Consider the following 14,591-nt stretch of genomic DNA (forward strand, 5'->3'; position numbering starts at 1 on the left):
TTGCTCCCATGAAGAGCCCACTGCTGTCCCTTCCCGGTGCCGTCCCCGCAGAAGGAGTCGACGAAGGCGTCGCCGCGCACTACGGCGACATCTTCCGCGAACAACGCACCCTCGCGGACGGCAAGGGGCTGGTCGACCTGTCCCACCGGGGAGTCCTCACCGTCACCGGGGAAGACCGGCTGACCTGGCTGCATCTGCTGGTGACCCAGCATGTGACCGACTTGCGCCCCGGTCAGGCGACCGAGGCCCTGATCCTCTCCTCCAACGGCCACATCGAACACGGCCTCTCCCTGGTCGACACCGGTGACACCCTCTGGGCCCATGTCGAGCCGGGCAGCCAGGAGGCGCTGATCGCCTATCTGGAATCGATGAAGTTCTTCTACCGGGTCGAGGTCGCGGACCGCACCGAGGACTTCGCGTTGATCCAGCTGCCCGCCGGGTCCATCGCGGAAGTCCCCGAGAACGTGGCCGTGCGGGAGACCCCGTACGGGCGGGACGTGTTCCTGCCCCGGGCCGAACTGGAGTCCTACGCCGCCGCCCACGGCCCGCTGGCGGGAGTGCTGGCCCATGAGGCGCTGCGCGTGGAGGCCCACCGCCCCCGGGTCGGCTTCGAGACGGACCACCGCACCATCCCGCACGAGCTGGGTCTGATCGGTAGCGCGGTCCATCTCCAGAAGGGGTGCTACCGCGGTCAGGAGACCGTGGCGCGGGTCCAGAACCTGGGGAAGCCGCCGCGGCGGCTGGTCTTCCTCCACCTCGACGGCAGCGAGGTCCATCTGCCGACCCCGGGCACCCCGGTGCGGCTGGCTTCGGACGGCGGCGAGGACGGTCGCAAACTCGGCTTCATCACCACGTCGGTACGCCACCATGAACTCGGTCCGATCGCGCTCGCGCTGGTGAAGCGGAACGTGCCCGTGGACGCTGAACTGCTGGCAGGCGACACCGCCGCGGCCCAAGAGACCGTGGTGGAGCCGTAGCGACGCCTGTGTGCTGTACGGGGACGGGGCCGGCGCCGGCGCTCCGGGCCCGTACAGCACCCGCGTGGACCTGGCGCCCGTACGGCACCCGGTACGGACCTGGCGCCCGTACAAGCGTCGGGTACGGGGGCCCCGGGCAACGCCCGCTACTCACGGGGGCGCCCGGGCCGCAGTCGGTCGGCTACATCTCGACCAGCACCGTGAACGGTCCCTGGTTGGTGAGCGTGACCCGCATGTCCGCCCCGAAGCGGCCCGTCTCCACCCGTGCGCCCAGGCTTCTGAGCTGTGCCACCACCTCGTCCACGAGGGGCTCGGCGACCGGGCCGGGCGCGGCGGCGTTCCAGGTCGGGCGGCGGCCCTTGCGGGCGTCCCCGTAGAGAGTGAACTGGGAAATCACCAGCAAGGGCGCATTTACGTCCGAGCAGGACTTCTCATCCGTCAGAATCCGCAGCGACCAGAGCTTGCGGGCCAGTTGGGCCGCCTTCTCCGGGGTGTCCTCATGGGTGACCCCCACCAGCACACACAGCCCCTCGCCGATGATCTCGCCGACCGTCTCGGTCCCGGACCCGTCCGTCACGACGACGCTCGCGCCGTCCACCCTCTGCACCACCGCACGCATACAGACCAACCTATCTGGGGCTGAACGGGTGCAGAGCACCTGCGTCGGACGGTAGCGGAATGGCACGATGCACTCAGAGGCGGTGCTTCCCCTCGATCCCGCGTCCGGGGAGAGCCGTCCCGGGCCCGTCCGGTCGTGGGAGGCCCCGCATCCGGCCCCTGCGGCCGGGTGCGGCCTCACCTTCGGCCCTCGGGGCCCGGGGAGACCCCATGCACCGGTCGAGGTCGAGGAGACGGAATGCGTGACTGACGCACTCCTCCCTGAGGGGAGGGGATCACACGGCTCGTGCCGTGCCGTTTCTGCTTCATTGCCGGCCGCCCGCCCGGAGTGCTCCGTTGAGGTCTTACACCAGCTCCACCGCCCGTCACCGCCCGTACGGCGGCCAACAGGTCCTCCGACGCGGCTCGGGCCTCCAGGGCCCGGACATCGCGCGGACGTCCCGGCGCGGGCTGCCACCGGCCGCCGGGGACCACCGGACGGCGGCCGTACCGCACGGCCGCGCCCTGCCACCGGCCCCGCATCCCACGCCGTGCGCCGCTGCCCCCGCCACCGAACTCAACGCCACCGAACTCAACGGCGCCGACAGGGCTCCGGTACCCGATTGCGCCCCGCCGCGCCGGGCCCGCCACCACGGGCTCCCGGTCCTCGCGTACGAGTCGCCACTCCTGCCCCGCTCCGCACGCGTCGCTCCCACCGAGCTCCGCAGGAGTCCGTCCCCCTTCCGCCCCGTCGGGCGGAGCACCCACGGAGGTATCCGATGAATACATCTGGCACGGGACAGCCTGCCGGTCCTGCATCGAACCCCACCTCTCCCCTGGCGATGGCGACGGCCCGACCGGCCCTCCCGCCCCAACAACGCGCCGTGGACGCCACCGTGCGCACCGACCAGGCCCCCCAGGACGGCGCCCGCCCCGACACCGATCCGCTCTCCCGCACGGATGTCCTGCCCGACGCGGTGCGGCACGACCTGCCGGCGCTGCGGCTGACCGAACTGCGCACCCTGCGCCGCGACTCCCAGCGCGACGAGGCCGATCTGAGTTACGTACGACGCCTGCTGCAAGGCCGGATCGATATCCTCCGGGCGGAACTGGCCCGGCGTAGCGCCCCCGACACCCCCATCGACCCCGAAGCCGCGGTTGTCGACCGGCTCTCCGAGATCCTCACCGACACGCCCTCACGACACCGCACCTCCGCCCGTCATGTGACGCTGTCGACGCCCCACACCGAGGAGTACCGACGGCTGGCCGCCGACATGCTCGCCGATGTGGAACTGTCCGACCTCGATGCCCGCACGGGCGATGAGCTCCGGGCAGGACTCGGCCGGCTCAGCCGCTATGAGCAGCAGGTTTCCCATCGGCGTCAGGCGCTGCAACGCACGGCGGACGAATGCAGCGCGGAGATCGCCCGCAGGTACCGTGAGGGCGAAGCCCAAGTTGATGACCTGCTGACCTGAAGCGATCCTTCGGGGGTGGGTCGCCGTTGTGGAGGACGACGATGAGCACCACTCCTGCCGTACCCCCCGTGCTGGCCGAGGTCGTACGCTCCGGATTCATCGAGGGGCACCACCGCGGCTCCCTGGTGGCCCTCACCGCGGACGGCGAGGTCGAGTTCGCGCTCGGCGACCCCTTCGCGCCGGTCTTCCCCCGGTCCAGCAGCAAACCGTTCCAGGCCGCAGCGGTGCTGCGTGCGGGGCTCGATCTGTCGGGTGAGCGGTTGGCGCTGGCCGCCGCGAGCCACTCCGGTGAGGGCTTCCACCTCGATCTGGTCCGTACGATGCTCGCCGAGCACTCCATCGCAGCCGACGAACTCCGCACGCCCCCCGATCTGCCGCTCGACCCGGTCGAAGCCGAGGCGTACCTCGCCGCGGGCGGGATACGCGACCGGGTCACCATGAACTGCTCCGGGAAGCACGCGGCGATGCTGGCGGCCTGTGCGCACAACGGCTGGGACCGTGCGGGCTATCTCGATCCCGCGCACCCGCTGCAACTCCTGGTGCGCGAGGTGGTGGAGGAGGCCGCGGGTGAGCGCGTCGCGGCCGTCGGCACGGACGGGTGCGGTGCGCCGCTGATGGCGATCAGTCTGGTGGGGCTGGCCCGGGCCTTCTCCTCGCTGGTCCGGGCCGACCCCGGCACGGCGGGGCGGCGGGTGGCGGACGCGATGCGGGCACACCCCGAGTACGTGGCCGGCACGCGCCGCGCCGACACCTGGCTGATGCGGGAGGTGCCGGGCACGCTCGCGAAGATGGGCGCCGAGGCGGTGCAGGCGGTCGCGCTCGCCGACGGCCGCGCCCTCGCCTTCAAGATCGACGACGGTGGGGGCAGGGCGCTCGGGCCGGTGCTGGCACGGGCGCTGGAGCGCATGGGCGTGCACGCTCCGGTGCTGACCAGGATCGGACGGGCACCGCTCCTCGGCGGCGGTCATGAGGTCGGCGAAATCCGCGCGACATTCTGAGCGCACTCTGCCTAGCTTGGATGGCATGACCATCGAAACCCGTGCTGTCATGGAATCCGAGTTCCCCGACTGGCTCAGGGCTACGGCCACCGGGTTCCTGCAACCTCCGACGCCCTCCGCCGAGGAGATCGCGGCCCGCCGAACCGGAGTGGACCTCTCCAGGACGTTCGGTGCCTTCGACGACGGGCGCTGTGTGGCGACGTACCGCACCTTCGCCCAGCGGCTCACCGTGGTCGGCGGCGCCACCGTGCCGTCGAACGCGATCACCAATGTCTCGGTCTCCCCGACCCACCGCCGTCGCGGGCTGCTCAGCAGGCTGATGACCGCGGACCTCGCGGTGGCCAAGGAGCGCGGCGATGCGGTGGCGTCCCTGGTCTCGGCCGAGTACCCGATCTACGGTCGCTTCGGGTTCGGTCCGGCGACCTGGATCACCGAATGGGAGATCGATCTGCCGCGCACGGGCCTGGACCGCCGATGGGCTGGCCCCGCGGACGGTGGCCGCATCGACCTGGTGGACCCGGCGGACGTCCGGGTGCTCGGTCCGCAACTGCATGAGCGCCTCGCGGCCGTCCGGCCGGGCATGGTGAGCCGCACCGAGCGCTGGTGGCAGGTGAGCACCGGCGCGCTGAAGGTCCCGAGCCAGCCGTTGAAGGAGCAGTTCTACGCCGTCTACCGCACGGCCGATGGACAGGTCGACGGGCTGCTCGCCTACCAGTGCGACGACCACTGGGGCCGGGCCAAGCAGCCGCAGAACACGGCCCAGGTCAGCGAGATGATCGCCCTGAACCCCGCCGCCGAGCGGGCGCTGTGGAACTACGTCTGCTCCGTCGACTGGGTCACCACACTGCGCTCCGGCCACCGCGCCCCCGACGACCTGTTGCCCCGACTGCTGCCCGACCCCCGGGCGGCCAAGGTCCACACCCACGCGGACCTCCTGTGGCTGCGGGTCCTCGATGTCGTACGGGCCCTGGAGGCGCGTACCTACGATGTGTCGGCGACCCTGGTGCTGGAGATCCACGACGGGCTCGGTCTGTCGTCGGGGCGCTACCGGTTGGAGGTGTCCGAACAGGGCGCGCACTGTACGAGGACGACGGACTCCGCGGATCTGACTCTCGACGTACGAGAGTTGGGTGCCCTCTACCTCGGCGATGAATCGGCTCTGCGGCTGGTCGAGTTGGGGACGTTGGAGGAGCACGGGGTAGGCGCGGCGCGGATGGCCGAGCGGGTGTTCCGCACACCAAAGCGGCCTTGGTGCCCGGACGTGTTCTAGATACGCCAGCGAGCAGGGCGCTTCGGTGAGCTGGGCGTTGGGGTGAGCGGGGGCGTTGGAGTGTTGGAGTGAGCGGGGCGTATTGCTGAGCAGGGCACTCCGGTGGGACGTGCACGTCGTTCGGACGGGCGTCCCGGGTGGATGGGGCGGCGGTCGGGTCCCGCCGCCCGCTCGGGGTGGATCAGCCGCCGGAGGAGATCAGCGGGGCCATCAGCAGCAGTCCGCCGATACCTGCGCAGGTGGCGTTCTCGGACTTCACGCCGACCGTGAGCAGGGCGAGCCCCAGGGCGGCCATGAAGCCGAACCGCACTTGTACGTACTGCTCGATCAAAAGGGTGATCACGGGCATGGCGTCCCTCCTCATGGTCGTCTGGCCGTGTGCGCCTGGCCGGCCGGCGCGGGTGCGCGGAGCCGGCGGTGCCGTGGGGGGTGTGGTTGGAGATGCGGTACGAGCCGCACAGCACCCCGTACGCCATCGGACGGGAAGCCGGGATGCGCCGAAGAGCGCATCAACTTGGCCAACTGTCGGCCAACTTCAATAAAGTTGTCCCCACTTGGCCGCGATCGATAAACAACTTGCAGCTCTCTCCCCTTAGATGGTCGGGAGTTGTAGCGTTCTGCTGTGAACTCCGAGCACGGGCAGCACATGGCAGACGGCCGTCACAAGCCCTCGCCGGCCGAGATGGCCGAGATCCTGACCGGGCGTATCCGCTCGGGCCTCCTCCAGCACGGGCAGCGCATGCCGACCCAGGAACAACTGGCCGACGAGTTCGGTGTGGAGCGCCGGGCGATTCGGCAGGCGCTGGACCTCCTGCGAAGGGCCGGCCTGTTGAGTGCGGCGGTCAAGGGCGCCCCCGCGCGCATCACCCGCCCCAGCGCCTCGGACGTATCGACCCAACGCCCCGAACAGACCGATGCAGGGCTAGGCCCCCGGCTCATGGCGGCCTTCCAGGAACCCCACGTCCGCATCGATGCCGTGTCCCTGACCGCGGAGTCGCTCAACCTCGCCCTCGCCGAGCCGCTGCGGCTGATGCGGACGGGCCAACTCAGCCCCGCGACCGTGCGGGTCCGGCTGATGGTGCCCTCCCGGGACCTGGAACTCGCTTTCCCCCGGCCCGCCGGCGACATCGGCAAGGTGCGCCTGGTCCACGAGCGCTGGCTCGCGCTGCGCAACAGCCACGGTCAGGTGCTCCGCTCCAGCCTGCGCGCCCTGCGCACCACCAGGGACCTCGATGTGGAAGTGACCTTGCGGGCACTGCCCTTCACTCCGCCGGTGAAGCTCTACCTGCTGAACGGGGAGACGGCCCTGTTCGCCTTCTACACCGTCACCAAGCGCAAGGAGCAGATCGACGGAACGTCCACGGAGATCTACGACGCCCTGGGGAGCGAGTCGGTGCTCTTTCCCTTCGAGGGCGTGGGGCAGCCGCGCGATGAGGTGTTCGTGGCCCAGTCACAGGCGTGGTTCGACGGCCTGTGGGGCACGCTGGCCAAGGAGATCACCCTCGGTTGACGACGTTGCCGCACTCCCGGGGCGGTGCCCGCCGCATCAGGCGCTTCGCCCGCCCACGACCCCGGCGGGCAGTATGGAGGCGACGGTGCCGGCCGAACGGTGCCACCCGCCTGGTCCCACGGACGGAGCGATGTGACCGACGCGCCCCCGGCTGCGATAGCCGCCCTCTTCTCCGCTGCCGGATGTGTGCTCTTCGACTTCGACGGCCCGGTCTGCCGTCTCTTCGGCCGCCATCCGGCCGCCTCCGTCGCCGCCGGGCTCAGGGAGTGGGCCGAGCGGCGCATCCCGGGTGGGGTGTCGGTGGAACCCGGGGCCGAGGACGATCCCCTGGCGTTGCTCAGAGCGGTGGCCGACTCCCATCCGGGGGACCCCGTCGTGCAGGAGTTGGAACACCGGCTCACGGGGGAGGAGGTACGGGCCGCGCGGAAGGCGGAACCCACTCCGGGCGCGGGGGCGTTGATCCGCGGACTGCACCGGGCCGGCTACCGGCTGGCCGTCACGACCAACAACTCCCCGGACGCGGCGCACCAGTACCTCGCCCGCGTGGGGCTGTCGGAGTTCTTCGCCGGGCACGTCCACGGTCGGGCGCCGGAGGAGCCCAAGTTGATGAAGCCCGATCCGCACTGCTTGCGCAGGGCGCTCGACACCACGGGCTCGACTCCCGACGAGTCATTGATGATCGGCGACTCGGTCGCCGACGGCGAGGCCGCGGCCCGGCTGGGGGTGCCCTTCCTCGGATACGCCAGGGACGGCGCCAAGCGTTCCCTGCTCCTGGAGTCGGGAGCGGTGCACGTGGTCGCCTCGATGGTCGAACTGTTGCCGGTGCTCGACGGCGCGGACCGGAAGCGGACTCGGGGAGATCGGCCAAGTGGGTCCAAACTGATCTGAGTTGCCCGTGCGGTGGTCGTCGGGCGTCCCCTTTGCGTGAGACGGTGGGGCCCGAAGGGATTCCTCCCGAAAGTGCGGTCTGCCGCGGAGCGCATCCCGGGAAACCGCCACCGGACGGGGGCCGGAGGAGTAGCTTCCTTACATCGCTTTCCGGTCACTCCTTTCTCCAGAACATCAGGAGTATCAGGGGCATCAGGGCCACCGAGTGTCAGAGATCCATGGACAACATGGAAGAGACGGAAGACGGGGAAGGCAGCAGTCGTACGGGTGGTGGACCACGGCGACGGCAGGGCGCGAGCCCGACGGGACCACCGACACGGACACCCCACCAGCAGGCAAGAGCACCAAAGGCACCAGCGATGACAGACGAGACGGCTTCAGCAGCTCATCGACAGGCCGTCGAGCTGAGCAACGGCGATGGCGAGGTCTTCGGACCGCTCAAGGGCTACCACCACGAGACCTACGCGTTCTCGCTGCCCGAAGGCAATCCCCTGGGCAGACGCTTCCAGCGGGGAAAGCTACGAGCGCCCCGCCCCGGAGTGTTCTGGTACGACCGGCGGTGCTTCGCATCCGAGGACCGGCTGCTCACCGCGCTGAAGGGCCGGATCTCTCGCATTCCGGACACCGTGGAGGTGGCCGAGAACATCTTCCTCCAAGGCTTCATCGAAGGGGCGCCGCCGAACGCCGGCGCATTGCCGGGCCGTCCGTTGACCGCCCGACACGAGCAGCAACTACTGCAACTCTTCCGGGAGTTGGTGGCGGTCAAGACCAGTGAGCTGGACGGCGTACCGCGTAGCTGTGAGCCCGATGGGCCCGGCGTCGACAGCGAGGACTCGCTCGGCTTCCTGCACCGGCTGATCTCCTTCACCGAGAACCGGGTGTACCGCGACGGGCTCGACGTCTACGGCGAGATCTTCGAGCGGTTGGGTGTGCGCGGCAGCGCCCTGGAAGCCCTCAAGGCTCCACGGTGCCCCTTCACCGAACGCCCCTTCGCGCTCGTCCACGGCGATCTGCACCGACGGAACTTCATCGTCGACACCATGGGTGACCTCTGGACCATCGACTGGGAACTCGCGATGATCGGCGACCCGCTCTATGAACTGGCCACCCATCTCCATCTGATGCGCTACGCGCGACGTGATGCCCAACGCATCGGTGCCATGTGGGCACAGGCGGTGGAGGGTGTGTTGCCGGGGAGTTCTCGCGGCTGGGAACGCGATCTGCCGCACCTCCTGGCCTTCAAGCGCACCCAGTCGGTCTTCACCGACGTCATGCGTACGGCCAGGATGTTGAGTGACGGCACCGATCCGCACTGGCGCGGGCTGCCCGCAGCGGCCTGGAAGGTCCGACGGGCGCTGGTCGCGGCACAACGGCCGCTGGGGTTGCGGGGCGTACCGAACCTTCCCCAGGTGATGACGGTGTACACGGAGTGGTGGCGGGCGCAGGCCGGCTGATCGAACTTGGGGCATCCCGCCGTGGCCGGTCCGACGGCGATGACCGAGCAACGTCGGCCGTACTCGTCCCGGAATGCGGTCGGTGGGTCCTGCACACCGGCGCGGAGCCGGTGCAGGACCCACCGAAGGGCTCAGGGGGCAGGGCCGGACGCGAACCGGAGGCCCGGGTCCCATTCGCCGGGACCGCCCGACGAACCTCCTCCCGAGGAGAAGGCGATCGCCCGGACGACTGCCGTGGTGGGGAGTGCGCGCAGCGGCACACGTGCGGTGTTCATCGTGTCCTCATTCCAAAGAGTGCGCCCGACAGGGCGACGGCGACGGTCAGGATGCCCGCGCACCAGGCGAGTGCAGTCCAGGGCGCGGTTCCCACGGGCTCGTTGAGCAGCAGACCGCGCAGTGACTCGATCAGCGAGGTCACCGGCTGGTGCCGGGCGAAGTCGTGCAGCCAGGTCGGCATGGTGTCGATGCGGACGAAAGCACTGCTGGGGTAGGGCAGGAAAGTCATCAGGAAGGTGAATCCTCCGGCGGTCTCGGGGGTGCGGGCCAGCAGTCCGAAGGCAGCCGAGAGCCAGGAGATCGCCACCAGGAAGGCGACCAGCAGCCCGGTCGCCGCCAGTGCACCGGCGACCGTCGGTGTCGGTTCGAAGCCGATCAACAGGGCAACTGCGAGAACCAGCACCGTGGAGGCGAGGTTGCGCACGGTGCTGGCGGCGACATGACCGGCCAGGATCGCCGTGCCGCCGACGTCCAGCGAGCGGAACCGGTCGATGATCCCGCCCTTCATGTCCTCGCTGACCCCGACCGCTGTGGTGGCTCCGCCGAACGACGCACAGAGGATCAGGATGCCGGGAACGACGTAGGTCACATAGGCGGTGCCCGTGTCGATCGCCCCACCGAACAGGTAGACGAAGACGAGCATCAACATCACCGGGAGCACCAGTGAGGTGATGAAGGCATCGGTGTTGCGCCCGCTGATGCGGATGCTGCGGCCGGCCATGGTCGTGGCGCGGCTCATGCCTCCCAGTACGTCAGACATGCTGGTGCTCCTTTCCGGTCAGTGCGAGGAAGACGTCGTCGAGCGTCGCTTGGTGGACCGAGAAGCGCAGAACGTCGCGGCGGTCCGGGTCCGCTTCGTCCAACAACGCGCGGACCCCGGAGGCCGATCCATCCGTGGGAAGGCCGATGGTGAGAGTCTCCGGGATGTGGTGCAGTCGGCGCGATTGCTTTTCCGTGCGCTCCACGATGCGCAGATACGCCGTGGGGTCGGCCGCGATCACATCGAGTCGATGCCCGGCGACCTGCGATTTCAGCTCGTCAGCGGTGCCTTCGGCGACGAGTCGTCCACCGTCGACGAGGGCGATGCGATCCGCGAGCCGATCGGCCTCTTCCAGATACTGCGTCGTCAGGAAGACGGTGGTGCCGCCGCGGCGCAACTCCCGTACGAGTTGCCACAACTCCTTTCTGCTGCGCGGGTCGAGACCGGTGGTCGGCTCGTCGAGGAAGACGATCTCGGGGTCGCCCAGCAGCCCCGCTGCGAGGTCGAGCCGGCGGCGCATCCCCCCGGAGTACGTCTCGATGCGGCGGTGCGCGGCGGCTGTGAGGTCGAAGCGCTCCAGCAGTTCGGCGGTGCGTCGGCGGGCTGCCGGACGCGACAGCCCCCGGAGCCTGCCCATCATGCGTAGGTTCTCCGCCCCCGACTGCTTGTCGTCCAGTGCGACGAACTGGCCGGTCAGGCTGATGGCACGGCGTACTCGCGAACGGTCGGTGAGCACGTCGTGCCCGGCGACACGGGCGGTGCCGGCCGAGGGTCGGGTGAGGGTGGCCAGGAGTCGGACGGTGGTGGTCTTGCCCGCCCCGTTGGGCCCGAGCAGCGCGAACACGGCACCGCGTTCGACGCGTAGGTCGAGCCCGTCGAGCACGGTCGACTCCCCGTACCGCTTGGTGAGGCCGACGGTCTCGACGGCGGGAGTGTGCTGGATGGTCATCACGCCTCCTACTACTGCGTATGGGTTACGCTTTATTGCGTAAGGCTTACGCATTACTAGGATGGGAGTCAAGAGGGGCCGGACCGACGACGTGAGGCGACATCGATGACGCACAGCGGGGACGACAGCGATACGGGCCTGCCCGCGAGCCTCGCGGCGGCCTGGGGTCTGCGTGAGCGTCCTACGAAGGGCCCGAGGCCCGGCCTCACCCTCGAACGGATCGTCGACGCGGCCGTCGCGCTCGCCGTACGGGAGGGGTTGGCCGCGGTCTCGATGGGGCGGGTCGCCAAGGAGTTGGGCGTGGCGACGATGTCCCTCTACCGGTACGTGGCGGCCAAGGACGAGCTCTACGTCCTGATGTTGGACGCGGCGGTCGGCCCTCCCGGACCGCCCCCGCCCGCGGACGCCGGCTGGCGCGAAGCGCTGACCACATGGGCCGAGGCGTACCGGCAGGCGCTCCACCGCAACCGCTGGTCCCTGCGCATCCCCGTCTCAGGCCCCCCCGTCACCCCCCATTCCTTCGCCTGGTGGGAGCGCGGTCTCACCGCCCTGGAGGCGACCGAGCTGGACGAGGGGGAGAAGCTCGCGATGATCGTGGTGATCACCGGCTTCGTCCGCAACGAGGTCCAGATGATGACGGAGATCGAGGAGGCCGTGGCCGCCAGCGGGGCGAGCCCGGAGGACGCCATGCGCCGCCATGAGCGCGTCCTCAGGCAACTGGCGGATCCGGCGCGATATCCGGCTCTGGCCCGACTGCTGGACACGGGGGCGTTGACCGGGGCGAGCGACCCCGACGAGGACTTCGCCTTCGGCTTGGACACGGTCCTGGACGGTGTCGCGGTCCTGGTCGCACGCAAGGAGCAGGAGCGCGCGGCGGTCGCGGGGTTGGAGGGCGTGCCCGCGGGGTCGAAGGGCGTGGTCACGGAGGCGACGACCCGGGAGCCCGTGGAGCGTCCGGCTGTGCGAACGCCCCACGGGCCGTGAGCAGGGTCAGGCAGGAGCGACCAACTGTGCCGTCGGGACCACGGCCTCGATGTTCGTGGCGCTGGCGCCCTCGGGAACCAGATCCCACCACCACGTGATGACGGGGATGTCGAGCGGTTCCTCACTGCTGTCGGTGGGGACGTCGCTGAACGTGGTGGGCAGGTCGGCGGGGTCGTCGGGCGTGGTGTAGCGGTGGGAGCTGATGCCCCAGTCCTGCGCACCGCGGATGAAGTGGGTGATGCTGGCGAGGTACCGGTGCAACTGCGGACTCGCACGGGGTGTGAGATCGCGCAGCAGACGCAAGTAGAGGCACATCACCCGGTCGCGCTGGGCCACCGCCACCGCCAATGCCTCGTCCGGGTCGAGTTGGTGGTGGTGTTCCAGTACGCGTAGGACGTTGAGCCAGTAGCCGGGCGAACGGCTCTCCTTGTGGTGGGAGAGGATGTCGTTGTCCCAGGTGATGATGAAGGACGCCATCTCGGCCGCGGCGCGGGTGGCGGGGTGGTCCCGTTCATGCGGCTGGAGTTCATAGCCGTGCGCGATCTCCAGCAGGGGCAGTACGACCGTGGTCGCGCCGTCGTAGAGCCGCATCAACGTGTAGTCGTTGAGGTCCGGGACGGTCCCGGACTGACGGTGGTTCGCCTCCCAGATGACGGAGAAGAAGTACTCGCGCAGCGCGTCTATCCAGCGGGCCGCCTGTCCATGTGTGCCGTGGTGCGAGATCCGGGCCCGCAGGTCGCGCAGCCCGGTGGCGATCGGGTCGGATTGCAGCAGTGGGGTGTCGGGGTTCTGGGCGACACGCAACAGGCGGTGGAGTACGGCGGCCAGATCTCCCGGACGGTGGCCGAGATCGCTCTCTTCGCAGTAGCCGTCATCGACACCGAAGAGCCAGAGGACGAAGTCCGCCAGGATGCTGACGACCTCTTCCCGGCCTTCGGGGAGGATCATGGCGGAGAACGTACCGATGTCATGGCGGACGAGCCGGGCCCGAAGCTCCGGATTGCCGATGCTGAACGCCTCCGCCCATGCGGCCGTTCGGGCGTCGATGGCTGCATGGCGCGGATGGATGGCTGGGGGTATCGGCGAGAAGATCGGCGGAACGGTCAGTTCTGGCCCCACCTTCGGCCACCTCTCTGCACATGGTGTGTGGGTCGCCCGTTGCTGGTGCGTCGGGTGACGCCACGCGACTGATCAACTACGGCGCATAGTACTCACTGGTCAGGGGGCATCCAATGGAGCCTTCACGCCACGATGGAGAGCGTGTACGCGCCCGTTCTTCGCTCCGGCGCGCTTCGATGGCGCAAAAGGGAGCCCTTTTTGCGCTCCCGGGGTGGTGCGCTTTGCGTCCGAGATTCCCTGATGGCAAGGGGCTGTTGGCGATGGCTCGAATGCGACACGCCCAAGCAGTCATCGCGCCGTCGGCACGGAGTTCGGGCGAGCGGAAGTGCCCGGAAGAGATCTGCGACACATGTTCTATGGGCATTCAAGAAAAGGTATAAAAATCGCAAAACGCAATATAAATAGCGCAGTTGGTCGTGCTGGTTGACCCCAAGGCTCAGCGTGTCGGCCTCTTCGCCCAGGTTCACGGGGCTTCAATCTGGCTGGAACAATACGCCCAATTGCCTGGGACTCGTGGTATTGCGTGACTCTGCACCAGTGGGACTACAGCAGATCAATCAAGCCAGATCAGCATTCCGTCGCCCGCTTGGGCTGCTGCCTGGAAGAACGGGACGAGCACCGCGAAGTACCCACGGACGTAGTCCAGGGATTCGCCCCGCTCCCAGATGATCCGGGGGTAGACGTCCGCACGGGCCAACTCCTGCGGGGAGACGTCCGCGACGAGTTCATCGGCGGTGAGTCCACGAAGCGCGTCGGCCGCGACCTGAACCCGGGCCGGCGTGAGGTAGCGGGGCGGTCCGTACCCCCAGTCGTCGGCCCCGGGGATCGGCGCTTCGCCGTGGATGATGTCGACAGGGAAGTCCCGGCGGCGCAGGAGGAAGTCCAGGGCGTCCCATGCCTTGTCCACGTCGAGGGAGCGAACCCCCAAGGTGCTGGTGGGCGCATCGGGGGCGGTGCCCGACGGATCCTCCTCGGGGGCCGCACCCCCTTCCCAGTCGGCCTCGATCAGTTCGTCGATGAGGTCCGACGCCCATTCGGGGTCCTTGATCGCCTGGTCGAGCTGCGCCGCCGTCACCCGCACGTACTCACCGATCATGCTCATGCCCAGATGGTAGAGCGGACCAGGGGTACCGGGGCGGGGAGTGGGCGAATGACCCCGCATTTCCCAACCGACTCACACGTACGGATCGATCCCGTCGCCGTCCGTACCGCTGCTGTCCATGGCGCTGCTGTCCATGGCGCTGCTGTCCATGGCGCTGCGGTCGATGGCACTGCGGGTGGGTCGACTCCCCGCGGCTCGGGGGCAGTCGGTGCGCCAGGAGTGGCGCACCGCT

At 69.3% G+C, this 14,591-nt stretch carries 17 protein-coding genes; 9 read left to right on the top strand and 8 right to left on the bottom strand.

What is annotated here, in order from left to right; translation table 11 throughout:
- Positions 1 to 8: 8 nt before the first annotated feature.
- On the top strand, positions 9 to 977 hold the full coding sequence (locus tag ACFXJL_RS11665) for a folate-binding protein (protein WP_358879543.1): 969 nt from the start codon (positions 9 to 11) through the stop codon (positions 975 to 977).
- Between the two features lie 181 nt (positions 978 to 1,158).
- Here the strand turns inward: ACFXJL_RS11665 and dtd are convergent, their stop codons facing one another.
- On the bottom strand, positions 1,159 to 1,596 hold the full coding sequence (dtd, locus tag ACFXJL_RS11670) for a D-aminoacyl-tRNA deacylase (protein WP_329020748.1): 438 nt from the start codon (positions 1,594 to 1,596) through the stop codon (positions 1,159 to 1,161).
- A 335-nt stretch (positions 1,597 to 1,931) separates the two neighbouring features.
- Here dtd and ACFXJL_RS11675 point away from each other — a divergent pair, with 335 nt between their 5' ends.
- From ACFXJL_RS11675 to ACFXJL_RS11690, 4 genes are read left to right on the top strand one after another with little or no spacing between them, the layout of a single operon-like run.
- Positions 1,932 to 2,357 (top strand): hypothetical protein, encoded by a 426-nt coding sequence (locus ACFXJL_RS11675; protein ID WP_384642002.1) that lies wholly within the window; start codon positions 1,932 to 1,934, stop codon positions 2,355 to 2,357.
- A complete protein-coding gene (locus ACFXJL_RS11680) occupies positions 2,354 to 3,049 on the top strand; it encodes a hypothetical protein (protein ID WP_358879541.1) in 696 nt (231 codons plus the stop codon). The genes ACFXJL_RS11675 and ACFXJL_RS11680 overlap by 4 nt, the downstream gene beginning before the upstream one ends.
- Before the next feature lie 41 nt (positions 3,050 to 3,090).
- Positions 3,091 to 4,047 carry an asparaginase gene (locus ACFXJL_RS11685; protein ID WP_358879540.1) on the top strand — a complete coding sequence of 319 codons (957 nt, stop codon included), beginning with the start codon at positions 3,091 to 3,093 and terminating at the stop codon, positions 4,045 to 4,047.
- A 25-nt stretch (positions 4,048 to 4,072) separates the two neighbouring features.
- Positions 4,073 to 5,317: a GNAT family N-acetyltransferase gene (locus ACFXJL_RS11690; protein WP_384691470.1), complete on the top strand. Its 1,245-nt coding sequence runs from the start codon at positions 4,073 to 4,075 to the stop codon at positions 5,315 to 5,317.
- A 181-nt stretch (positions 5,318 to 5,498) separates the two neighbouring features.
- Here ACFXJL_RS11690 and ACFXJL_RS11695 read toward each other — a convergent pair whose 3' ends face one another.
- Complete coding sequence (locus ACFXJL_RS11695; RefSeq protein ID WP_329020740.1) at positions 5,499 to 5,666, bottom strand: hypothetical protein; 168 nt, start codon at positions 5,664 to 5,666, stop codon at positions 5,499 to 5,501.
- A gap of 273 nt (positions 5,667 to 5,939) precedes the next feature.
- Between ACFXJL_RS11695 and ACFXJL_RS11700 the strand changes: the two genes are divergently transcribed.
- From ACFXJL_RS11700 to ACFXJL_RS11710, 3 genes are all read left to right on the top strand, one after another.
- Complete coding sequence (locus ACFXJL_RS11700; RefSeq protein WP_384691473.1) at positions 5,940 to 6,827, top strand: GntR family transcriptional regulator; 888 nt, start codon at positions 5,940 to 5,942, stop codon at positions 6,825 to 6,827.
- Positions 6,828 to 6,959: 132 nt separating this feature from the next.
- Positions 6,960 to 7,715 (top strand): HAD family hydrolase, encoded by a 756-nt coding sequence (locus ACFXJL_RS11705; protein WP_384691476.1) that lies wholly within the window; start codon positions 6,960 to 6,962, stop codon positions 7,713 to 7,715.
- Positions 7,716 to 8,074: 359 nt separating this feature from the next.
- Positions 8,075 to 9,169 carry a phosphotransferase gene (locus ACFXJL_RS11710; RefSeq protein ID WP_358879536.1) on the top strand — a complete coding sequence of 365 codons (1,095 nt, stop codon included), beginning with the start codon at positions 8,075 to 8,077 and terminating at the stop codon, positions 9,167 to 9,169.
- A 131-nt stretch (positions 9,170 to 9,300) separates the two neighbouring features.
- Here the strand turns inward: ACFXJL_RS11710 and ACFXJL_RS11715 are convergent, their stop codons facing one another.
- The 3 genes from ACFXJL_RS11715 to ACFXJL_RS11725 are packed head-to-tail and all read right to left on the bottom strand — an operon-like array spanning position 9,301 to position 11,154.
- Positions 9,301 to 9,444, bottom strand: coding sequence for a hypothetical protein (locus ACFXJL_RS11715; RefSeq protein WP_384691479.1), 144 nt, complete (start codon positions 9,442 to 9,444; stop codon positions 9,301 to 9,303).
- Positions 9,441 to 10,205 carry an ABC transporter permease gene (locus ACFXJL_RS11720; protein WP_358879534.1) on the bottom strand — a complete coding sequence of 255 codons (765 nt, stop codon included), beginning with the start codon at positions 10,203 to 10,205 and terminating at the stop codon, positions 9,441 to 9,443. Before ACFXJL_RS11720 ends, ACFXJL_RS11715 begins: the two co-directional genes overlap by 4 nt.
- Positions 10,198 to 11,154: an ATP-binding cassette domain-containing protein gene (locus tag ACFXJL_RS11725; RefSeq protein ID WP_384642017.1), complete on the bottom strand. Its 957-nt coding sequence runs from the start codon at positions 11,152 to 11,154 to the stop codon at positions 10,198 to 10,200. Before ACFXJL_RS11725 ends, ACFXJL_RS11720 begins: the two co-directional genes overlap by 8 nt.
- Before the next feature lie 105 nt (positions 11,155 to 11,259).
- Between ACFXJL_RS11725 and ACFXJL_RS11730 the strand changes: the two genes are divergently transcribed.
- Positions 11,260 to 12,138, top strand: a complete 879-nt coding sequence (locus ACFXJL_RS11730) for a TetR/AcrR family transcriptional regulator (RefSeq protein ID WP_384691484.1) — start codon at positions 11,260 to 11,262, stop codon at positions 12,136 to 12,138.
- Between the two features lie 6 nt (positions 12,139 to 12,144).
- Here the strand turns inward: ACFXJL_RS11730 and ACFXJL_RS11735 are convergent, their stop codons facing one another.
- The 3 genes from ACFXJL_RS11735 to ACFXJL_RS11745 form a co-directional block, all read right to left on the bottom strand.
- The gene (locus ACFXJL_RS11735; protein WP_358879531.1) at positions 12,145 to 13,257 is read right to left on the bottom strand and encodes a selina-4(15),7(11)-diene synthase; all 1,113 of its coding nucleotides are present in this window, start codon (positions 13,255 to 13,257) and stop codon (positions 12,145 to 12,147) included.
- A 553-nt stretch (positions 13,258 to 13,810) separates the two neighbouring features.
- Positions 13,811 to 14,359, bottom strand: coding sequence for a YfbM family protein (locus ACFXJL_RS11740; protein WP_384691487.1), 549 nt, complete (start codon positions 14,357 to 14,359; stop codon positions 13,811 to 13,813).
- Between the two features lie 72 nt (positions 14,360 to 14,431).
- Complete coding sequence (locus ACFXJL_RS11745; RefSeq protein WP_384691490.1) at positions 14,432 to 14,587, bottom strand: hypothetical protein; 156 nt, start codon at positions 14,585 to 14,587, stop codon at positions 14,432 to 14,434.
- Positions 14,588 to 14,591 lie beyond the last annotated feature (4 nt).

The organism is Streptomyces sp. NPDC059256, from assembly GCF_042753785.1.
In the GTDB taxonomy this organism is placed as follows: domain Bacteria; phylum Actinomycetota; class Actinomycetes; order Streptomycetales; family Streptomycetaceae; genus Streptomyces.